The sequence below is a fragment of the Desulfocurvus thunnarius genome (assembly GCF_055390965.1).
Genome location: NZ_AP042411.1, coordinates 925935 through 945589, shown reverse-complemented (window position 1 = coordinate 945589; position 19655 = coordinate 925935). Strand labels below are relative to the sequence as shown.

Genomic DNA, 19655 nt, shown 5'->3' with positions numbered 1-19655 from the left:
CGTCGGCCTCGCGGCGTTTTGGGGGCGGGGGCTAGTGCCGGGGCAGCACCGGGCGCATGCTGTGGGCGCAGGTGAGCACCGTGCCCGCGTTGTGCAGCAGGGCCAGCAGGGCCGGGGAGATCAGCCCCGTCACGCCCAGGGCGATGAACAGGGTGTTGCTGCCGACGATGAAGCCGTAGTTGCGCCGGATGCGGCGCATGGCCCGCCGGGCGATGGCCATGGTGTCCAGCAGGCCGTCCAGGCGCGGGGTGGTCAGCAGCACGTCGCAGGCCTCGCGGGCGATGTCCGCCCCGTGCTTCATGGACACGCCGACATCGGCGCGGGTCAGCGCCGCGGAGTCGTTGATGCCGTCGCCGACCATGGCCACGGTCAGCCCGGCGGCGCGCAGTTCGTCCACGATGGCCGTCTTGTCCGTGGGCAGCACGCCCGCGCGGTATTCTTTTATGCCCAGTTCCCCGGCCACGCGCCTGGCGCTGGCCTCGCCGTCGCCGGTGAGCATGATGATGCGCTCAAGGCCCAGGTTCTCCAGGCGGCGCACGAAGCGCGGGGCGTCGGGGTGGATGGGGTCCTCGATGCAGATGACCCCGGCCAGTTGGCCGCCGATGGCCATGTACAGCGCGGTGTGCCCGCTGTCGGCGCAGCGGCGGATGGACTCCTCGGCGGGGTCCAGGTCCACGCCCTCGTCCTCGTGGACGAAGTGGCGGCTGCCCAGCAGCACGCGCTGGCCGTCCAGGGTGGAGGAGATGCCGTGGGCCAGGATGTATTCCACCTCGGCGTGGCGCTCGCGGTGGTCCAGGCCCTCCTCCTCGGCCTTGCGCACCACGGCCTCGGCCACGGGATGGGGGAAGTGCTCCTCCAGGCAGGCGGCGTGGCGCAGGATGTATTCGCGCGAGTAGTCGCCCACGGGGCAGACATCCACCACACTGGGCCGGGCCTGGGTCAGGGTGCCGGTCTTGTCCAGGATGATGGCGTCGGCCCGGGCCAGGGCTTCCAGGTGTTTGCCGCCCTTGACCAGCACCCCGCGCCGCGCGGCCTCCAGGATGGCCGCGCGCACGGCCAGGGGCGTGGAGAGCTTGATGGCGCAGGAGTAGTCGGCCAGCAGCACGGCGGCGGCCTGGCGCACGTTGCGCGTCACGGCGAAGACCAGCCCGGACAGGATGAAGGAAAACGGTACGATGCGGTCGGCCATGCGCACGGCCTGGCTGTGGACCTCGGCGCGCATGGACTCCGACTCGGTGATGACCCGGGCGATCTGGGCCAGCCGGGTGTGGTCGCCCACACTCTCGGCCAGGATGGTCAGGTCGCCTTCCTCGACCACCGTGCCCGCGTAGACCTCGTGGCCCACGGCCTTGCGCACGGCCAGGGGCTCCCCGGTCATGGAGGACTGGTTGACCATGGCCGTGCCGTCGGCCACCACGCCGTCCACGGGGATGGCCAGGCCGGACCTGACGATGACCAGATCGCCCGCCTGCAACTCGGCGGCGGGCACGCGCTCGGGCTGGCCCCGGCGCAGCACCCAGGCCGGGCGGTCCTCGCCGCGCAGCATGGCCGCGATGTTCCCGCGCGACTTCTCGCGGGTCCATTCCTCCAGGGTTTCGCTGATGTCCAGCAGCAGGTGGATGGTTCCGGCGGTATTGAAGTCGCGCAGGGCCATGGACGAGCCGATGGCCGCCGCGTCGAGCACGGCCACGTCCAGCCTGCCCCGGGCCAGGGAGCGCGCCCCGGCGAGCATGAGCGGCGCGACCTCCCAGGCCAGCCACCAGGGCCGCAGCCACATGGGCAGCAGCAGGCGGCGCAGGGAGAACCTGGCGACCTTGCGGGCGATGATGAGGAAGGGGTTTTCCAGGGCGCCGCGCGCGCGGTCGGCCTCGCAAACCCCGGGCAGCACGCACTCGGCCCCGGGGGGCGTGCGGCGGCACACGGCGGGCTGGCAGCGGGATGCCCCGGCTTCGGGCAGGGCCGGGAGCCCGCCCCCGACGGGAGACGCAGGAGCCTGATCCTTTGCCGCTGCGGGCGTGGGCAGGGCCGGAGCCGAAGTCTGGGCCAGCAGGATGCCCGCGGCCAGGGCCGTCAGGGCCTCGTCGGCGCGCAGTTGGAGCAGGGCCCGGCGGGTGCGCGGGTTGTAGCTCAGGTCCAGGGCCTGGCCGCGCAGGGCGGGGGCGGCTTCCAGGGCCCGGGTGGCGGCATCCAGGGCCGCCGGGCTGCCCGGGGTGAAGCGGATGCGCCCGGGAATCTGGTGGTTGACGATCATGGTCCTTGGGGGGCTGGGGTGGGCGCGCGGGCGCGCGGGGCCGCCCGGGCCCGCCGGGGCCCGGGTGGAAACCGTATCGTGCGGGGCGCCGGGTTAAGCCCCGGCGGAGCCCTTGCCGCCCCGGCCCCGGGCCGGAGCCTTGGCTCCGGCGCGCGGGCCCTTGCCCTTGGGCGCGGCGGTTCCGCCCGCCTTGGGCTTGGCAGCCTTGGTAGTTGCCTTGGGCCCGGCCGTCGCCGAGGCGGCGGGCTTGGCCTTGGCCGCGCCCGCGCGGGGGCCCTTGGCTCCGGATTTGGCGGCAGGCGCCGTCTCGGTCTGGGCGTCCTCCTTGGCCTGGGTCTGCTGGCGGTGGCGGGCCTCGGCCAGGGAGTCCTCAACGTCCTCCATCAGCCGTTCGGCCCAGGCCAGCAGGTTTTCCTTGATGCCGTAGCCGCCGCGCACCAGCCCGCCCAGGGTCTGGCGGGCCTTTTCGTCGCCCGTGGCCGCCGCGACGCCCGCCGCGCCGAGCACGGCGCCAGCCAGGAAATATCCGATGTTGCTCATGACCGGGGCGCCTCCTCGGGGGTTTGGGCCGCGTCCCCCTGGGGGCGGGTCAGTTCACGGGCCTGGGCCACGGCCTGCTCGACCAGGGGCACAAGCCGCTCGCGGTTGCGCCAGGCCAGGTAACAGGCCGCGCCCACGGCGGCGCCGGCCACCAGCCACAGCGCCTTTTCTCCGAGTTCTTTCATAGGGTTCTCCGCTACGGGTAGGGGTTGGAGCGTTCAGGATAGCACGCCGGAGCCGTTCGGCAAAGTCCTAGTCGCCGCCCTTGCGGCAGTCCTCGCACAGGCCGTAGAGGATCATCTTGTGCCCGGTCAGCTCGAATCCGTGGCGCCGGGCCAGGGCCTCCTGGAGGGTTTCGATGCGGGGGTCGAGCACCTCGATGTTGCGGTTGCACCCGGTGCAGATGATATGGTCGTGGTGCGCGCGGCCGAAGTCGTATTCGTAGCGCGCCACGCCGTCGCCCAGGCGCAGTTCGCGGGCCAGCCCGGCCTCCTCCAGCAGCTTGAGGGTCCGGTAGACCGTGGCCAGCCCCAGGCCGGGGTCCAACTCGCGGCCGAGGGTATGCAGTTCCTCGGGGGTCATGTGGTCGTGGCGGTCCATGAAGATGCGCAGCACCACCTGGCGCTGGGGGGTGAGCTTCTGGTTCTTGGCGGCCAGAAACTGCCTGAAGGCGTCGATGGGGTCTTTCATTGGCGTCCTCTCCGGACTGGGGGTCGGGCTGCCGCGCCGGGCCGTTGCGCCGACCAGGTTATTGCCGGGCCGGCCCGCGCGCGGACGGGTGCGCGCGGGCCGGCGGCGGAATGCGGACGGAGGCGGGCCGCCGTCCGTTGGCGGCTGTGGCTAGAGGCGTGTGCCCACCTGGTAGACCAGGGTGGCCGCGCCGAAGGCCAGGGCCGTGTTGAAGACCATGGAGAAGGCCGCCCAGCGCCAGGACGATTCCTTGGCGATGGCCACCACCGTGACGAAGCACGGGGCGTAGAGCATGGTGAACACCAGCAGGCTGATGGCCGTCCAGGCGTTGAAGGCCGGGTCGGCGGCCAGACGGGCCGACAGGCCGCCGGTTTCCTCGGGGTCCACCTCGCCCAGGGAATAGGCCGTACCCAGGGTGGAGACGATGACCTCCTTGGCCGCGAACCCGCCCACCAGGGCGATGTTGGTCCGCCAGTCGTAGCCCGCGAGGCTGGTCACGCTCTCCAGGGCGGTGCCCACGCGCCCGGCCAGGGAGTTGCGCAGGGCCTCCTCGGCCTCCACGTTGTCCACGTCGGCCAGGCGATCCTCGAAGGCCGCCAGGGCCTCTTCGCCCGCTCCGGCCGCCGCGGCGGCGTCCATCTCGGCCTGGACGGCCTCGCGCTGGGCCTCGAAGGCGGCGGTCTGGTCGTCGGGCAGGCCGGGGAAGGTCATGGCCGCCCACAGCAGGATGGAGATGGCCAGGATGATGGTACCGGCCTTCTTGATGTACTGCCAGCCGCGCTCCCAGGTGTGGATGAGCACGCCGCGCAGGGTGGGGATGCGGTAGGGCGGCAGCTCCATGAGGAACGGCGTGGCCGCGCCCTGGATGACCGTGCCGCGCAAAAGGCGCGCCACCAGCAGGGCCATGGCCCAGGCGCCCAGGGTCAGCACGAACATGGCGTTGCCCGCCACGTCGGGGAAGAAGGCGCCGATGAGCAGGATGTACACCGGGACCTTGGCGCCGCAGGACATGAACGGGGCGGTGAGGATGGTCGCCAGGCGCTCGGGCGGGCTGCGCAGGGTCCGCGCGGCCATGACGCCGGGCACGGCGCAGCCGCCGGGGATGCCGCCGGAGATGATGAAGGGCATCACCGAGCTGCCGTGCAGGCCGAAGAGCTTGAACACGCGGTCGAGGATGTAGGCCAGGCGGGCCATGTAGCCCAGGTCCTCCAGGAAGGCCAGGCACAGGAACATGACCAGGATAAGCGGCACGAAGCCGAGCACGCCGCCCACGCCGTCGATGATGCCCGAGATGACGAGGGACTGGAACAGGCCCTCGGGGATGGACGCCTCGGCCACCCCGCCCAGCCAGCCGAAGAACGTCTCCAGCCAGCCCATGGGGATTTCACCCACGGCGAAGGTGAGCTGGAACATGCCGTAGAGCACGGCCAGCATGATGATCGGCCCGAGGAAGGCGTTGGTGACCACCTTGTCCACGCGGTCGGACAGGCGGATGCTTTCCACGGAGGTGTCCTTGCGGACCACGCCCTCGCGCAGCAGGGCGGCGATGTAGCCGTAGCGGTGGTCGGCGATGATGGACTCGGGATGGGCGTTCTCCGTGCGGCGCACATGGGCGGCCACGCGGTCGGCGATGGAGGCGAGGGCGGCGGCCAGGGCCTTGTCGCGCTGGCTCATGGCGATCACGTCGGGGTCGCCTTCCAGGAACTTCAGGGCCACCCAGCGCGCGGGCACCAGCGAGGCCATGAGCCCCGAGCCCTTGACCAGGGGCTCCATCTCGTCCAGGGCGGCGTCGATGTCGCGGCCGTAGGACAGGCGCAGCGGCTCGGTCCTGCCGCGGTTGGCCTCGGCGTAGGCCACGGCCTCGCGGATCAGGGCGTCCTTGCCCTCGCCGTCGCGGGCGATGGTTTCCACCACCGGCACGCCCATCAGCTTCGAGAGCTTGGCGGTGTCGATGCTCATGTGCCGACGGCGGACCTCGTCCATCATGTTCAGGGCCAGGATCAGCGGGGCGCCCAGCTCGAGGAACTGCACGGCCAGGTACAGGCTGCGCTCCAGGGTGTTGGCGTCGAGCACGTCGATGACGGCGTGGGGCTTTTCATTGATGAGGAAGTTGCGGGCCGCCAGCTCCTCCTGGGAGTAAGGCGTCAGCGAGTAGGTGCCCGGCAGGTCGACCACGCGCACGTCGCGGTTGCCCACGCGCAGCAGGCCTTCCTTCTTGGCCACGGTGACGCCGGGGTAGTTGCCCACGTGCTGGCGCGCGCCCGTCAGGGCGTTGAACATCGTCGTCTTGCCGGAGTTGGGGTTCCCGGCCAGGGCGAAGGTCAGTTTCTCAGACATCGGGACACTCCAGGACGGTGACGGTGATGTGGTCGGCCTCGTTGTTGCGCAGGGTCAGGGTGAAGTCCCGCAGGCGGATGGCCACGGGGTCGCGCAGGGGAGCCTTGCCGATGACCTGGATCTCCGTGTCGGGCACGAGGCCCATGTCGCGGATGCGTCTGCCCAGTTCGCCTTCCGCGGTGATCTGGCGGATTTTCGCCCGGCAGTTGATCTTGAGCTGCCGCAGCCCTGTCGTTTGTTGTTCCATGGGGTATCCTCCCGTGCCGGTCCTGCTCCGCGCAGGCAGCGGCGAAAATCGTTGGCGTCTGTCCGCCGAAGGGGCTGGCGCCCGGGCGAGGCTGGCGCTGGCGGCGGAATGCCGTCGGTCGGTTTGCGGATGTCGGCGCGCGGGGCCCTGCACGGCAGGCCACCCGCCGCGCGCGGGCACGTCAACGCTGATATTGAAAATGGTTCTCACTGTCAAGGTTTCCTGGCAGAAAAATGGGATTTGGGTTCGCAACTCCCGGCGTCCGGGCGCAAACCTGCGCGGGGGGGGGCGATTTTCGGGCTGCGGGCGCTGCCGCAACCCGTCCCCGGGGGCACGGTCAGGTGGTCTTTTCCCGAGGTCGGCCAGGCCCCGTTGCCGCAATCCGTATGCGAGGCCGCGTCGCGCGGCGTTCGCGCCAGGAGTTGCCGCATCCCCGCACGGGCGCGGGCGTGGCACGGACGGCAAGCCGTACGGCGAGGACATCTACACACCCACCCCGCGTGCGTGGCCGTGTCTGCGCCTTCCAAAGTTTTGCGGTCTGGCAATCCGCGCATGGCCGCCGGGCCCCGGCCCCGGGGCGCGACCTTGCGGGAGGCGGGCCCGGCGCGGGCGCGGCCGACGGGCAGGGACGCGGCAGGCGATGCGCAGTGGGGAGCCGGGCGGGTCCGGTTCCCGCGCAAGGCGGCGCATGGTTCGTTTCCGCAGGGGAGGCGCCGCGCCTCGGCGCTGTTTTCCGGCCCGGCTGGCAGGGGCGGCGGGCGCCGGTGGATGCCGGGCGACGTTTTGCTGGCGCGGCTGCGCGAAAGCGGTTTCAGGCGACGTGTCGCCTCGGGCTCGGACGGGACCGCCGTCCCCTGCCCGGGGTCATGGCGCCCCGGCCCTGGATTTTCCCTGGTTCGCTCCGGAAATCCCGGCTTGGCTGGAATTCATTATTGACATTGATTTTCAATTTCAATTAGGGTCGGCTCCGCGACGCCCGCCGGGGCGGCGCCTGCCGGACGACGTGTCGGCCCGTGCCCGAAGGCGGCCTTCGGAGGCGGGCCGGGGCGGCTTCCGCCGGACCGGGGGGAATCCGCATGAAAGTCGATACCAAGCTGTCCCTGATTCTGGGCCCGCTCGTGCTTGTGCCAGCGACCACCGCGCTGTTCCTCGCCTACCACGGGCACCTGGAGCAGCTCGAGCTGTTTTTGTGCCTGTTCATCATCCTCTTCGTCATCGGCCTCAAGCCGCTGGCCCACTCCCTGGGCAACGTCATTTTCATGGCCGACATCCGGGCCATGAACAACTTCTGCCTGCGCGTGAAGCAGGGCGACTACGACGCGGAATGGCCCCTGCCGCCCGAGGGTGAAGACGAGCACGAACTCATGCAGCTCAAGCGCAATTTCTACTGGATGGTCCATGCCATCGCCAGCCGCGAGGACTGGCTGCGCTGCCGCCTGAACGACACGGCCCAGAGCATGGAGAAATTCGAGCAGTTGTCCTTCCTGGACGGGCTGACGCGCATCTTCAACCGCCGTTTCTTCGAGATCCGCGTGCGCGAGATGGTCGCCCGGGCCCTGGAGCGCGGCGAGGTCTTCCACCTGATGATGATCGACTGCGACGGGTTCAAGGGCGTGAACGACACCCTGGGGCACCTGGCGGGCGACGACCTGCTGGTGCGCCTGGCGGAGATTCTGCGCCTGTCCACCCGCGAGGAGAAGGACACGCCCTTCCGCTACGGGGGCGACGAGTTCGGGGTGCTGGTGGCGGGAGTGTCGCGCAAGGGCGCGGTGGATCTGGCCGAACGCATCCGGCGCCGCTTCGCGGACCTGGGTATTCCCGGCACGTCCCTCAGCGTGGGGCTGGCCGAGGGGCCAGGGGCGCACCTGGGCGAGGTGGAGCACGTGGCCGACGAACTCAAGCGCGCCGCCGACGAGGCGCTGTACGCCGCAAAGCGCCAGGGCAAGGACCGCGTGATCGCCGCCTGGAACGAGGCCGCGCCCGGAGACGAGGCTCCGGCGGGCGCCGTGGCCGCCCTGGCCGGGGCGGACCCCGCCGCCTAGCGCCTGCGCTGGACGCCCGGCCCGGCCCCGAGCCCGGCGGCTTCGGCGGGGGAGCCTTCGGGGGCGGGTTCGGCCTCGCGGCGCTGGCGGGCCAGCTTCAGGTAGCGCCTGCGCATCTCGTCGAAGGATTCGCGGGTTTCGCGGCGCGCGGCGGGCGTCAGGAACGATGAGAGCTTCTTTTCCAGCACGTGGGGGTTGGTTTCGGTCTTGATGGCCGTCACGCCCTCGACGATGAGCTTGTGCACCAGGATTTCGCGCTCGGTCTTGCCGCGGATGTTCTCGGCGACGGGCGCCAGCACGAAGGTGCCGAGCAGGATGCCGTAGAGCGTGGAAATGAGCGCCACGGGGATGTACTTGAGGATTTCCCCGGTGTTGCCCAGGCCGAAGAGCAGGCCGATGAGGCCGATGACGCTGCCCGCCAGGCCGAAGGCCGGGGCGTAGGCCGCCATGGCCCGGAATACGCGCTCCTGCTGGTGGCGGCGGATCTTGAAGAAATGGATTTCCGTCATCAGGATGTCGCGGATGTCGTCCACGGCGTAGTTGTCGGCGACCATGTTCAGGGCTTCGCGCAGGAAGTTGAAGGTCGTGCGCTCTCCGGCGTGCTCCAGGCTTTGCAGCCCGTCCACCCGCGAGCGGATGGCCAGGTCCAGCAGCACGCCGATCACGTCGTCGGGGTTGGTGCCGCCGTGGCGGTAGGCGCCCCGGGCCACGAGGCAGGCCGTGCGGATGTGCCCCAGCGGATAGGACAGCAGGGTCGCGCCCACGGTGCCCGACACCACCACGAGCATGGCCTCCAGGTTCAGGTAGGCCGCCGCGTTCCCCGCCAGGGCGAAGGTGGCGATGAACACCGCGATGCACAAGGCGGCGCCGATGGCGTTGGAACGGCTCATTGCCCTTCTCCCTTGTAGTCGATGGGTGCGGGAGCCTCGGGCCGTTTCAGCTCGATCTCCACACGGCGGTTGCGCAGCCTGCTTTCCGGGGTCAGGTTGGGCGTGCGCGGTTTGTACATGGAATGCCCGGACACGGTGATCCGCCCGGGGTCCACGTGCCCGGCGTCCATGAGCACGCGGGCCACGTTCAGCGCCCGGGCCACGGACAGGTCCCAGTTGGTCGGATACTCGGGGGTGTGCACGGGGGTGTTGTCCGTGTGGCCGTGGACGTGCACGTCGTAGCTGGCCTTGGCCGCGATGGCCGCCACGGCGGCCAGGAAGCGCAGGCCCTCGGGCTGCACCCGGGCGTCGAAGCGGTCGAAGAGCATGGGTCCGTGCATGCTGATGCGCACGGTGTCTCCGTCCAGCTCCACATGCACGTCGGTCAGGGCCGATTCGGTAACCGCAGCGCTGACGGACTCGAAGAGCTTTTGCGGGCCCGTTTCGGGCAACAGGCCGGGCACATGGCGGTCGTACACCGGCACCTCGCCCTTGCGCGCGCCGACCTCGGAAATCCGGTCCACGTTCTCGAACTCCACATGCCCCCGGAACGCCTGGAGATAATCCATTTTCGCGCTGGCGTAGACGAACAGGACCGTGAACAGCACGAACATGGTCATCATCAGGTCCGCCCAGGGCACGGACCAGTGGACCTCGGGCACGTCGGTGTCGCCGCCGAAGATATCCTCCTCGTACAGCTTGATGCGTCGTGCGCGGGCCACGGCCTCGTCGCGGACGGGGCCGTCCGGCGCGGGCGTGGCGCCTTGCAGGGTCTGGTCGATGGCCATGCGGTCCTTCCTCCTGGGGCGGTCGCCCATGGAAAGCAAGGAACGTGCCTGCCGGGAGCCTGCGGGCTCCGGCCGGGGAGCGGGCCGCGAAACGGGCGGCCCGGGCCGCTTTTCGCGCCGGGGCGTGCGCGCGGGGCGGCGGCTGGCGCCTGTACGGGGCCGGAAGTGTCGGAAAGCCGACGCGCCCTCAGGGCGCGGGCGCGGCTTCCGCGTAGCAGTCCGCCGGGCCCTGGATTTCCGTCAGCAGGGCGTGGAAGGAGCCGACCACGACCTTGCTGGAGATGCGCACCGGGATGCGCCGCTCGTCGGCGGTGACCCAGATGTGCAGCGCGGCGCCGGGGCTTTTCTTGAAGATGCCGCCCACGTGGGACAGGTCCGGCTCCACGAGATAGCAGTCGAACACCCCGGCGGGCACCTCGATGGTCTCGCGGGCCAGCACCGTGGCCCGGCCGAGCACGCATTTGACCCCGTCGGTCACCGGGCGCAGCACCGTGGCACCGACCTCCAGGGGCATGATCCGGAAGGCGTAGAACACCGACAGGGGGTCGAAGGTGTCGGGGTAGACGCCGATGGGATCCTTGGGGCCGTTGGTCAGGTTGGAATACTGGGCCTTGAAGCGGTCCCAGTCGAAGCGCACGGTGATGTCGCGCTCGTAGGAGCCCTCGCGCTGCTCCTTCAGGTAGAGCAGCGAGCGGTTCAGCCCGGTGTCGGTGAAGGCGTCCACCCGGTCGCGGACCTTGTAGAAGAAATCGACGAATTCGGTCGTTTGGGCCCGCATGCGGAAGTGCAGGGCGGGCTCGCCGTCCACATCGGCCACGGGCAGGACCTCGATGGACGATTCCCCGGCGGTCAGGGCGGCCCAGCGCAGCGTGTAGACCAGGCGCTCGCCCGGGCAAAAGGGCAGGCCCTCCAGAGCCGGGGCGGGCGCGGCCCACGCGGCGGCCACGGCCAGCACGGCCAGGAGACGGACCAGGGCGCGCGCGGCGCGGCGGGGGCGGAGCGGGAAGGGCATGGCCCATGATACATCAGGCCCGGCCCGGAGAAAAGGGGGCGCCGGGGGAGCGGCGGGCCGCTCCCCCGGCGCGGGGGTTGTTCGTATCGTCCCTGTGCCGTTATGCCTTGGCGATGGTGATGAAGTGTTCCTGCATGGCGATGGCGCCGCCCGCGGGGTCGATCTTGAACAGGCCGCCGACCATCATCTCCTGGTCGGCGATGCCCCGGGAGGAGCGGGACTCGGCGGGAATCTTGTGGCCGAATCCGTGGACCATGAAGGCCGCCTCGGGGTGGATGAAATCCGTGACCAGGGCCACGGACTGGGCCGAGTAGCCGCCGCCGGAGACGGTGATGGCGTCGCCGTCGGACAGGCCCAGGGCCTTGGCGCGGTCGGTGTGGATCCACACCGGGTTCACGGGCATCTGCTCGTTGAGCACGAAGTTGTTGACCGTGTGGCCCTGGGTGTGCAGCGCGCAGCGGCCGAAGGCGATGCGGAACTGGCCTTCGGGCGGGGCGGCCGGGGATTCGTAGGGCGCCAGCGAGGGCAGGCCCATGCCTTCGAGCTTCTGGCAGACGACCTCGATCTTGCCCGAGGGCGTGCCGAACTTGAGCTCGTCCCAGGTGCGGTACTTGGGCTTGTCGGACAGCCAGACTTCGCCGGTGGCGTCGAAGTCCTCGGGGGTGTAGCCCGTGCCTTCGAGCTGGTAGTTCCACATGTCGCGGGCCGTTTCGAAGGCCAGCTCGGGGCGGCCCAGGCGCTTGGCCAGCCCGCCGAGGATCTCCCATTCGGCCTTGGTGTCGTAGCGCGGCTCCACGGCACGGTCGCGGCGGAAGAAGTAGGTCTTCACGCCCTTCTTTGTGGCGATGGGCGACTCGCGCTCCAGGTAGGTGCTCAGAGGCAGGATCACGTCGGCGTGCCACGCGGTGTCGGACCAACTGAAGGTCGTGGACACCAGCAAATCCAGGTTCTCCCAGATTTTCTTCATCTTCGGCTGGTCGGGCATGGCGTGCAGCGGGTCGTGGCGATGCACGATGTAGGCCTTGATCGGGTAGGGATCACCGGTTTCGATGGCCTCGTAGGCCTTGTTGATCAGGCCCGGGCCCGCGTCGATGTGCTTGAGCTTCCAGCCCGCGCCGTCGGCGCGCTTTTCCTCGGGCTTGGGGAACAGGGCCGCGAAGGACTTCAGGCCCTTCTTGTCGAAGTGGCCGGGGCCGTTGACGAAGGGCAGGCCGCCCTTGGCGCCGATGGCGCCCAGCAGGGCGTTGATGAGGTACGCCGTGCGGCTGACGTAGAAGGACGTGGTGTAGCGCGCGGTCATCCAGCCCGGGTGCCAGATCACGGCGGGGGCGGCGGCCTTCAACTCCTTGCAGAACTTGACCAGCGCCTCGGCGGAGATGCCCGTCTCCTGCTCGGCCCATTCGGGCGTATAGGGCGCCACGAACTCCTGGAGCGTCTCCAGGCCTTCGATGAAACGCTCGGCGTATGCCTTGTCGTACCAGCCGTTGTTCAGCAGGGTGTGGATCACGGCCAGGTTGAAGGCGTAGTCCGTGCCGGGGCGCACGAGGAAGAAGTTGTCGGCCTTGGTGGCGGTGACGCTGGCGCGGATGTCGATGCAGGTGATCTTGCATCCGGCTTCCTTGCCGTCGAGCACGCCGTTGACTTCCTTGACGTTGATGGCCTCGAAGATGTTGCGCGTCTGCAGGATGAGGTGCTTGCAGTTCTTGTAGTCGTAGCCCACGTCCTTGCGGCCCATGCCCATGACGGACTTGGCGGCGTGCTGCACGTTGCGCGCGCAGGCGGCGTCGTGGTTGCAGTAGTTGGGCGAGCCGATGGCCTGCATGAACGCCTTGTGCAGGTCGGCGAAGGGGCCGCCGCGGTCGGACCACAGCACCGCGCGCGGGCCGTACTCGGCCGTGATGGCCTTCAGCTTGTCGGCCACGTAGTCCAGGGCCTCGTCCCAGCTTACGGTCTTCCATTTGCCCTCGCCGCGCGCGCCCTGGCGGATCATGGGCGCCTGGGGGCGCTCCTCGTCCATGAGCAGGGCGTAGCCGGCCCCGCCGCGCGGGCACAGGCCGCCGGCCATGCCGGGATCGTGAGGATTGCCCTGGATGAACGTGACGTTGCCGTCCTCGGTGTCCACCGAGATGGGGCAGCGCACGGAGCACATACCGCAGACGCTGTAGACGGTTTTCTTGGCCATGCTGATTCTCCCTTCGTCTTGCCCCGGGGGGCGGTCATGCCGGAAGCGTTCGGGTTGTTCGGCGCGCCGCAAAGGCGGCACGAGTTCCGTGGATACCGCCATGTACAGCAGTCCGGAAGGGACTGACAACGGATCGGGCACTATTTGTGAATTAAATAATTTGTGATTCCCATGAAGTTTGGTCCGCTGTTTCATCAGGAATTCCGGGGTGTTGATCGCTCAGTGGTTGCAGGGTGGCTGGCGCGGGTGTAAAAAATACTTGCCCCGGGCTCCGGGATGGGGCCTGCTCCACCGCAGGCCGCTGCGGGCGCAACCGGCAACCCCGGGCGCGGCCCCCCGAAAGGGCCCCTCGGGCAGGTCGCGCGGAAGGGCTTGGTATTCCTGGGCTGGCGCAATTGCATCTGCGGCGGGTAAAGACGAGTGAAGCAGTCGGGATGCAGTGCCATAGTATGCGCAGGTTCGTGTTCCGTAGAAAAAAGAAACCATATAAGGATATAGTTCGGGAGCATGTGAAATATATCTAAAAATGGGACCGGGCTTGACACAGACTGTGGAAATGTGGTTCGGAGTACTAGCCTCTGAGACGAAAGGCCTGTTTTTACAGGCGTGCTGTGACCGCTGGAAGCGATGTGGGGTGTCGCTTCCCGGTCTTTCCCGCGAAGCGTCGAGAACACAAGGAGAGAAGGCCATGGCCTTCACCCGGCGGAACCTGACGGAAGCGGCGGCCTGCATTCTGGCCGCCTCGTTCGTTGCGGCCCGCTCCGGGTTTTCCCGGCAGACGCTTCCCGGCGGTGTGGTGGCGCCGCCGGTCGCCTTGCGGGCGGGAGGAACCGAGGCCCACGGTCGGCTTTCGGCCGCGTCGCACCCCGCATAGAGGCGTCGTTCCCGCGCGCCCCCTTTGGGCGGGGCGCGGGGAGTGTCGCAGTAGTTTCAACGGTGTGTGGCCCAATCAACAGAGAGGATGTGTCCCGTGCAAACGCGCTACAAGCCGATCGCCATCGTCGCGGTGCTCCTGGGAGCGCTGGGGGTGGGAGGGTATCTGAGTCCGGGTTCCACGGAAGAGATGCCGACCCGCCTGCTTTTCGAGAACGCTGGCGGCAAGGTGGTCTTCACCCACAAGGTGCATGCCGAGAAGTACCAGATCCCTTGCCAGCAATGCCACCACGAGAGCGATCAGCCCTCGACCAAGCCCCTGCCTTGCGGCTCCTGCCACCCGGCCACCTTCGAGGAAGGATTCATCGCCGGGCATCAGCAGGGCATGGACCAGCAGTACTGCAACCGCTGCCACCACGCCGAACTCTCCGAGCTGAAGTTCGACCACGAGGAGCACAAGGATTACGTGGGCGGCTGCACCGACTGCCACCACGACAGTTCCATCGAGCCCGAGCCGTCGGCCTGCTCCGACTGCCACCAGGAAGAGGGCGACGAGTCCATGCCTTCGCTGATGGACGCCACGCACAAGCGCTGCGCCGACTGTCACGCCGACATGTTCGAGCAGAAGCTTGAGGGATGTGAGAACTGCCACGGCATGGAGAAGGGCGGGAGCATGTACCCCTCCTGTTCCTCCTGCCATTACGAATCCAAGGACATCCCCCTGGCCGCCCGCATGGAGGCCTACCACGTGGGATGCATGCAGTGTCACAAGGAAAAGGGCGCTGGCCCCCACACCCCCCAAGACTGCAACAAGTGCCATTTCCGGTGAGCGCCATGACCAAGCCGAGCTTCAGCCTTCTTAGCGGCGACAGCGGTCCCGTGCAGGCCGGCCCCGAACCCGGGGTGGTGCGTATTCCCCTGCGCGGTCATTCCACCAAAACCATCAAGAAAAAAGCGCCGGTGAACCCCGGGACGCTGGTGGCCGAACACCCCGGTTCCTCCGTGGGCGACGCCCATTCGCCCGTCCTTGGCGTGGTCACCGATATCACCGACTTCGAGGTCGTCGTTACCGCCGGTGCGCCCCAGCCCGCCAAGGAAGGGGAACCCGCGCCCAGCGCCCCCGCCGTGGAGCCCGTGAGCCTGGACGGCCTGTCGCGCGACGACCTCAAGAAGGCCCTCAAGGGCCTGGGCGTGTCCGCCTCGGCCTTCCCCAAGGCCGCAACCCTCATCGTCAACGGCCTGAACCCCGAGCCCGACACCGCCGTGGCCGAGGTACTCCTGGCCCAGTGCAAGCCGACCCTGGAAAAGGGCCTGGCCGTGGTGCAGCGGCTGGTGGAGCCGACCTCGGTGCTGCTGGCCGTGGCTGCGGGCAGCTCCGCCACCCTGGCGGCCAGCACCGCCAAGCAGGTCGCCCCCAAGTATCCCAACAGCCTGAATCCGCTGGTGATCAAGGCCCTGACCGGCAAGGAATCCGCAAGCGGCGTGACCGTGGTCAGCGTCATGGATCTCTATGCCGTGGGCCGCGTCGCCGAGACCGGCCTGCCCCTGGCCGAGACCGTGCTCACTGCGGGCGGCAAGGCCTTGCTGGTCAAGATCGGCACACCGCTGGCCGATGTGCTGGCCCAGGCCGGGCTGACCCCGGCCCCCGGCGATCGGGTGATCGTCGGCGGTCCGCTGCGCGGCAAGGCCGTGCCCTCGCCGGACGCCGGGGTGGCCAAGGGCGACTACGCCCTGACCGTGGTGCCCGAGGCGGCCTTCCCGCCCGTCACCGACAAGGCCTGCCTCAACTGCGGCGAATGCACGCTGGTCTGTCCGTCGCGGATCATGCCCGGCTTCGTGACCCGCTATGTCGAGTTCAAGCTGTTCGACATGGCCAAGAAATTCCACATCGAAGCCTGCATGGAATGCGGCCTGTGCGGCTATGTCTGCACGGCCCGCAGGCCCTTGCTGCAGTTCATCCGGCTGGGCAAGCAGACCCTGGAACTTCAGGCCTCGGCCCTCACCGCCTGCCGCCTGCAGGGCGAGTAACCGAGAAGAGAGGACGCTCCCATGGCGAAAGAGGCAACCGCTCCCACCCTGTACACCGTGGCCGCGCCGCCCCACTGGCACTGCGGCCGCACCGTCACCGGGGTCATGCAGCAGTATATTCTGGCCCTTGTCCCCGCCGCCGTCATGGCGGTGGTCTACTACGGCCTGCCCGCCCTGCGGGTGATGGCCCTGTCGTGCGCCACGGCCGTGGCCGTGGAGGCCCTGTGCTGCCGGGTCATGGACCGCGAATCCAGCGTGGACGATTTCCACGCCGTGCTCGTGGGCCTGCTCCTGGCCTTCCTGCTCCCGGCCATGGCGCCGTGGTGGCTGGTCGTCATAGGCTCGGGCCTGGCCATTCTCATCGGCAAGATGTTTTTCGGCGGCCTGGGCGGCAACCCGCTGTGCCCGGCCATCGTGGGCTGGGCCATCGTCGCCCTGTCCTGGAAGACCCAGATCGACCCCGACGCCATGGTGCTGAACACCATGCTCGTGAACCCGCTGACCCAGTTCAAGTATCTGGGCCTGGAGGCGGCCGCCCAGGTCAGCCTGACGGACATGCTCCTGGGGCGCCAGCTCGGCGGCCTGGGCGCGGCCCAGGTGCTGGCGCTGCTGGCCGGTGGGGCCTACCTCATCGCCCGCGGCATCCTGCGCATCTACATCCCGGCGGCCTTCCTGGCCGGGGTGCTGCTGGCCGGGCTGGGCTTCTACATGGCCGACCCCTCCGTGCATCCGGACCCGCTGTTCCACATGCTGACCGGCAGCGTGGTCCTGGCCGCCTTCTTCCTGGCCACGGACCCCAGTTCCTCGCCGGTGACCCGCTCGGGCATGATCGCCTACGGGCTGACCGCGGGCGTGATGACCGTGCTCATCCGGACCTTCGGCATCTACCCCGACGGCGTGCCCTTCGCGGTGCTCTTCGCGGCCCTGTTCACCCCGGTGTTCGATCTCATCCGGCCCAAACCCTTCGGCGCGAGGTGAGCCATGCGTGAAATCATCAGCATGATCGTCGTGCTCTCGCTTATCAGCGGAGCTTCGGGCCTGTCCCTGGCCTATCTCAAGGAGATCACGGCCAAGCCCATCGAGGACCAGGTGCTCTTCTACGTCCAGGGCCCGGCCATCAAGAACGTGTTCGCCGGGGTGGACAACGACCCCTTGGCTGAACGCAAGAGCTTCGACACCCCCGACGGCCCGGTGACCGTATTTCCGGCCAAGAAGGGCGGCAAGCTCGTGGCCGTGGCTCTGGAAGCCTTCGGCGTGGGCTTCGGCGGCGACATCGGCGTCATCGTCGGTTTCGACCTGAGCGACGACACCCTGGCAGGCATCGGCGTGACCACCCTCAAGGAGACCCCCGGCCTGGGCACGCGCGTGACAGAGCCCAAGTTCCAGGCACAATTCCGGGGCCTGCCCCTGGACCGCGTGGGCCTGGCCAGCAAGGGCGGCAGCATTGATGCCGTTTCCGGCGCCACGGTGTCCAGTACCGGCACGGTGATGGCGGTGAGCAAGGCCGTCGATATCTACAAGGGCCTCAAGCCCCAACTGGAAGGGGCCTTCTAGGGCCGCCCCGAGGAGAAAACAATGAGTTTCGTCAGTGAGTTCACCAAGGGCCTGTGGAAGGAGATTCCCCCCTTCCGGCTGGTGCTCGGCCTGTGCCCCACCCTGGCGGTGACCAAATCCGCCTCGGACGGCCTGGGCATGGGCGCGGCGGTCATCTTCGTGCTCGTCCTGTCCAACGCCATCATCTCCCTGGTGCGCAACATCATCCCCAAAAAGGTGCGCATCGCCTGCTTCATCGTCATCGCCGCTTCGCTGGTGGTCGCGGTGGAGTTGCTCATGCAGGCCTATGCCTATCCGCTCTACCAGAGCCTGGGCATCTTCGTGCCGCTCATCGTGGTCAACTGCATCATCCTGGGCCGCGCCGAGGCGTTCGCCTCCAAGAACCCGGTGCACCTGTCCATCGCCGACGGCCTGGGCATGGGCATCGGCTACACCCTGGCCCTGACCTTCCTGGGCTCCCTGCGCGAGATATTCGGCGCAGGCAAGCTGTTCGGGACGGTGATCTTCGGGCCCGCCTTCAAGCCCTTCACCTTCATGGTCGAGGCGCCGGGCGCCTTCGTCTGCCTGGGGCTGATCTTGGGGGCCATGAACTATCTGTCCATCTGGCAGAGCAAGCGCAAGGGGCTGCCCGAGCCGTCCCTGGCGGCGTCGTGCGGCGGCTGCCGGGCGTGCAGCATGGGCGAATCCAAGCAAATCCTGCAGGAGGGCTAGGCCGTGAACTACTTCGAGTTGTTCATCGCGGCGATCTTCGTCAACAACATCATCCTGGCCCAGTACCTGGGGTGCTGTCCTTTCGTGGGCTGCTCCAAGGACCGGGGTGTGGCCATCGGCATGGGGGCGGCGGTGACCTTCGTGGCCTCCATGGCCACGGCCTTCACCTGGCTCATGCAAAAATACGTCCTGAATCCTTTCGGCCTGGGGTATCTCCAGACCCTGGTCTTCATCCTCGTCATCGCTTCCCTGGTCCAGTTCGTGGAGATGTTCCTCAAGAAGATGGTTCCTCCGTTGTACAAGTCGCTGGGCATCTTCCTGCCGCTCATCACCACCAACTGCGCGGTTCTGGGTCTGGCCATCCTGGCCCAGCGCAACGAGTTCGGGTTGGGTGTGTCGGTGTTCTACGCGTTCTCGGCGGCCCTGGGCTTTACCCTGGCCCTGTACCTCATGGCCGGAATCCGGGAGCGCCTGGTCATCTCCCGGGTGCCCAAGTCCATGCAGGGAACCTCCATCGGCCTGGTCATGGCGGGGCTCATGTCCCTGACCTTCTTCGCCTTCCAGGGCATGATCGGCTAAGGGCCGGCGGATAGCCGCGCAAAGTAGAGGGAGATACCATGATAACGTCGTCGATTCTCGTCATGTTCAGCCTGGGCCTGGCCTGCGCCGTGGTGCTGGCCGTGGCTTCCAAGCTCCTGGCCGTGGAGGAGGACCCCCGGGTGGAGGCCGTGCTCGAGGTGCTGCCCGGCGCCAACTGCGGCGGGTGCGGGTTCGCGGGGTGCGAGTCCTACGCCGCCGCCGCCGTGCGCGACCCCGACGTTCCGGCGGACCGCTGCTGCGCCGGTGGGCCCGATGTGGCCGCCAAGGTTGCGGCGCTGACGGGCAAGGCCGCCGGTTCGGCCGAGCCCATGGTCGCCTTCCGGCGCTGCGCCAAGAGCGAAGGCAACGTCGCCAAGCGCTACGATTACCAGGGCGTGCCCAGTTGCGCCGCGGCAAAACTCCTGGGCAGCCCCGACGCCTGCTCCTATTCGTGCATCGGCCTTGGCGACTGCATGCGGGCCTGCCCCTTCGACGCCATGTACATGGCCCACGGCATGGTCCATGTCATCACCGAGAAATGCACGGCCTGCGGCACCTGCGTGTCCGTGTGCCCCAACCGCGTCATGCAGATCGTGCCCCAGGCGGCGCGGGTCATGGTCCTGTGCTCCTCGCTGGACAAGGGCAAGGCCGTTTCCGACGTGTGCGGCGTGGGCTGCATCAGTTGCATGAAGTGCGTCAAGGAATGCCCGGCCAAGTGTATTGCGCTTGAGGGCGGAAAGATCCATATCGATCATGCGGCCTGCCTGGCCTACGGCCCGTCCTGCCAGGAAGTCTGCGCCGAGAAGTGCCCGCGCGGGATTCTGCGCCGCCTGGGGGCCGGGGCTGCGGCTCAGGCCGAGGAAGCGGCGGCCTAGTCCTGCAACGCTGAACA

19 protein-coding genes are annotated in these 19655 nt (G+C 68.6%); 9 read left to right on the top strand and 10 right to left on the bottom strand.

The genetic code is table 11. The annotated features are described in order from the left end of the window. Positions 1-31: 31 nt before the first annotated feature. From ACZ5KV_RS04095 to ACZ5KV_RS04070, 6 genes are all read right to left on the bottom strand, one after another. Positions 32-2251, bottom strand: a complete 2220-nt coding sequence (locus tag ACZ5KV_RS04095; RefSeq protein ID WP_464241074.1) for a heavy metal translocating P-type ATPase — start codon at positions 2249-2251, stop codon at positions 32-34. 93 nt (positions 2252-2344) lie between these two features. Then, complete coding sequence (locus tag ACZ5KV_RS04090) at positions 2345-2791, bottom strand: hypothetical protein (protein WP_464241073.1); 447 nt, start codon at positions 2789-2791, stop codon at positions 2345-2347. After that, complete coding sequence (locus ACZ5KV_RS04085) at positions 2788-2976, bottom strand: hypothetical protein (protein WP_464241072.1); 189 nt, start codon at positions 2974-2976, stop codon at positions 2788-2790. The genes ACZ5KV_RS04090 and ACZ5KV_RS04085 overlap by 4 nt, the downstream gene beginning before the upstream one ends. Positions 2977-3043: 67 nt before the next feature. Continuing rightward, the gene (locus ACZ5KV_RS04080; protein ID WP_464241071.1) at positions 3044-3481 is read right to left on the bottom strand and encodes a Fur family transcriptional regulator; all 438 of its coding nucleotides are present in this window, start codon (positions 3479-3481) and stop codon (positions 3044-3046) included. Positions 3482-3631: 150 nt separating this feature from the next. Continuing rightward, positions 3632-5818 carry a ferrous iron transport protein B gene (gene feoB, locus ACZ5KV_RS04075; RefSeq protein WP_464241070.1) on the bottom strand — a complete coding sequence of 729 codons (2187 nt, stop codon included), beginning with the start codon at positions 5816-5818 and terminating at the stop codon, positions 3632-3634. Beyond that, on the bottom strand, positions 5811-6065 hold the full coding sequence (locus ACZ5KV_RS04070) for a FeoA family protein (RefSeq protein WP_464241069.1): 255 nt from the start codon (positions 6063-6065) through the stop codon (positions 5811-5813). The genes feoB and ACZ5KV_RS04070 overlap by 8 nt, the downstream gene beginning before the upstream one ends. Before the next feature lie 1076 nt (positions 6066-7141). Between ACZ5KV_RS04070 and ACZ5KV_RS04065 the strand changes: the two genes are divergently transcribed. Then, positions 7142-8107 carry a GGDEF domain-containing protein gene (locus tag ACZ5KV_RS04065; RefSeq protein ID WP_464241068.1) on the top strand — a complete coding sequence of 322 codons (966 nt, stop codon included), beginning with the start codon at positions 7142-7144 and terminating at the stop codon, positions 8105-8107. On the opposite strand, the gene ACZ5KV_RS04060 is transcribed toward ACZ5KV_RS04065, so the two are convergent. The 4 genes from ACZ5KV_RS04060 to ACZ5KV_RS04045 all read right to left on the bottom strand — a co-directional run bounded on the left by ACZ5KV_RS04060 (position 8104) and on the right by ACZ5KV_RS04045 (position 13018). Next, entirely contained in the window at positions 8104-8997 is an 894-nt protein-coding gene (locus ACZ5KV_RS04060) for a motility protein A (RefSeq protein ID WP_464241067.1), read from the bottom strand. The genes ACZ5KV_RS04065 and ACZ5KV_RS04060 overlap by 4 nt on opposite strands. Further along, positions 8994-9824 (bottom strand): OmpA/MotB family protein, encoded by an 831-nt coding sequence (locus ACZ5KV_RS04055; protein ID WP_464241066.1) that lies wholly within the window; start codon positions 9822-9824, stop codon positions 8994-8996. Before ACZ5KV_RS04055 ends, ACZ5KV_RS04060 begins: the two co-directional genes overlap by 4 nt. Before the next feature lie 187 nt (positions 9825-10011). Then, positions 10012-10836 carry a DUF3108 domain-containing protein gene (locus tag ACZ5KV_RS04050; protein WP_464241065.1) on the bottom strand — a complete coding sequence of 275 codons (825 nt, stop codon included), beginning with the start codon at positions 10834-10836 and terminating at the stop codon, positions 10012-10014. A gap of 100 nt (positions 10837-10936) precedes the next feature. Continuing rightward, complete coding sequence (locus tag ACZ5KV_RS04045) at positions 10937-13018, bottom strand: molybdopterin-dependent oxidoreductase (RefSeq protein WP_464241064.1); 2082 nt, start codon at positions 13016-13018, stop codon at positions 10937-10939. Positions 13019-13706: 688 nt separating this feature from the next. Between ACZ5KV_RS04045 and ACZ5KV_RS04040 the strand changes: the two genes are divergently transcribed. From ACZ5KV_RS04040 to rnfB, 8 genes are all read left to right on the top strand, one after another. Then, complete coding sequence (locus ACZ5KV_RS04040) at positions 13707-13892, top strand: hypothetical protein (protein ID WP_464241063.1); 186 nt, start codon at positions 13707-13709, stop codon at positions 13890-13892. Between the two features lie 96 nt (positions 13893-13988). Next, positions 13989-14720, top strand: coding sequence for a cytochrome c3 family protein (locus ACZ5KV_RS04035; protein WP_464241062.1), 732 nt, complete (start codon positions 13989-13991; stop codon positions 14718-14720). Between the two features lie 5 nt (positions 14721-14725). Further along, positions 14726-15919: a 4Fe-4S dicluster domain-containing protein gene (locus tag ACZ5KV_RS04030; protein ID WP_464241061.1), complete on the top strand. Its 1194-nt coding sequence runs from the start codon at positions 14726-14728 to the stop codon at positions 15917-15919. A 21-nt stretch (positions 15920-15940) separates the two neighbouring features. Continuing rightward, positions 15941-16897 carry an RnfABCDGE type electron transport complex subunit D gene (locus tag ACZ5KV_RS04025; protein ID WP_464241060.1) on the top strand — a complete coding sequence of 319 codons (957 nt, stop codon included), beginning with the start codon at positions 15941-15943 and terminating at the stop codon, positions 16895-16897. A 3-nt stretch (positions 16898-16900) separates the two neighbouring features. Then, complete coding sequence (gene rnfG / locus ACZ5KV_RS04020) at positions 16901-17473, top strand: RnfABCDGE type electron transport complex subunit G (RefSeq protein ID WP_464241059.1); 573 nt, start codon at positions 16901-16903, stop codon at positions 17471-17473. A 21-nt stretch (positions 17474-17494) separates the two neighbouring features. After that, entirely contained in the window at positions 17495-18184 is a 690-nt protein-coding gene (rsxE, locus tag ACZ5KV_RS04015) for an electron transport complex subunit RsxE (protein WP_464241058.1), read from the top strand. Positions 18185-18187: 3 nt separating this feature from the next. Then, positions 18188-18763, top strand: coding sequence for an electron transport complex protein RnfA (locus ACZ5KV_RS04010; RefSeq protein ID WP_464241057.1), 576 nt, complete (start codon positions 18188-18190; stop codon positions 18761-18763). A gap of 38 nt (positions 18764-18801) precedes the next feature. Beyond that, a complete protein-coding gene (gene rnfB / locus ACZ5KV_RS04005; RefSeq protein WP_464241056.1) occupies positions 18802-19638 on the top strand; it encodes an RnfABCDGE type electron transport complex subunit B in 837 nt (278 codons plus the stop codon). Positions 19639-19655: the final 17 nt, after the last annotated feature.

Excerpts from the sequence above, each read along its gene's own strand:
- ACZ5KV_RS04095 (WP_464241074.1), bottom strand. The coding sequence starts at position 2,251 with ATGATCGTCAACCACCAGATTCCCGGGCGCATCCGCTTCACCCCGGGC.
- ACZ5KV_RS04090 (WP_464241073.1), bottom strand. The coding sequence starts at position 2,791 with ATGAGCAACATCGGATATTTCCTGGCTGGCGCCGTGCTCGGCGCGGCG.
- ACZ5KV_RS04085 (WP_464241072.1), bottom strand. The coding sequence starts at position 2,976 with ATGAAAGAACTCGGAGAAAAGGCGCTGTGGCTGGTGGCCGGCGCCGCC.
- ACZ5KV_RS04080 (WP_464241071.1), bottom strand. The coding sequence starts at position 3,481 with ATGAAAGACCCCATCGACGCCTTCAGGCAGTTTCTGGCCGCCAAGAAC.
- feoB (WP_464241070.1), bottom strand. The coding sequence starts at position 5,818 with ATGTCTGAGAAACTGACCTTCGCCCTGGCCGGGAACCCCAACTCCGGC.
- ACZ5KV_RS04070 (WP_464241069.1), bottom strand. The coding sequence starts at position 6,065 with ATGGAACAACAAACGACAGGGCTGCGGCAGCTCAAGATCAACTGCCGG.
- ACZ5KV_RS04065 (WP_464241068.1), top strand. The coding sequence starts at position 7,142 with ATGAAAGTCGATACCAAGCTGTCCCTGATTCTGGGCCCGCTCGTGCTT.
- ACZ5KV_RS04060 (WP_464241067.1), bottom strand. The coding sequence starts at position 8,997 with ATGAGCCGTTCCAACGCCATCGGCGCCGCCTTGTGCATCGCGGTGTTC.
- ACZ5KV_RS04055 (WP_464241066.1), bottom strand. The coding sequence starts at position 9,824 with ATGGCCATCGACCAGACCCTGCAAGGCGCCACGCCCGCGCCGGACGGC.
- ACZ5KV_RS04050 (WP_464241065.1), bottom strand. The coding sequence starts at position 10,836 with ATGCCCTTCCCGCTCCGCCCCCGCCGCGCCGCGCGCGCCCTGGTCCGT.
- ACZ5KV_RS04045 (WP_464241064.1), bottom strand. The coding sequence starts at position 13,018 with ATGGCCAAGAAAACCGTCTACAGCGTCTGCGGTATGTGCTCCGTGCGC.
- ACZ5KV_RS04040 (WP_464241063.1), top strand. The coding sequence starts at position 13,707 with ATGGCCTTCACCCGGCGGAACCTGACGGAAGCGGCGGCCTGCATTCTG.
- ACZ5KV_RS04030 (WP_464241061.1), top strand. The coding sequence starts at position 14,726 with ATGACCAAGCCGAGCTTCAGCCTTCTTAGCGGCGACAGCGGTCCCGTG.
- ACZ5KV_RS04025 (WP_464241060.1), top strand. The coding sequence starts at position 15,941 with ATGGCGAAAGAGGCAACCGCTCCCACCCTGTACACCGTGGCCGCGCCG.
- rnfG (WP_464241059.1), top strand. The coding sequence starts at position 16,901 with ATGCGTGAAATCATCAGCATGATCGTCGTGCTCTCGCTTATCAGCGGA.
- rsxE (WP_464241058.1), top strand. The coding sequence starts at position 17,495 with ATGAGTTTCGTCAGTGAGTTCACCAAGGGCCTGTGGAAGGAGATTCCC.
- rnfB (WP_464241056.1), top strand. The coding sequence starts at position 18,802 with ATGATAACGTCGTCGATTCTCGTCATGTTCAGCCTGGGCCTGGCCTGC.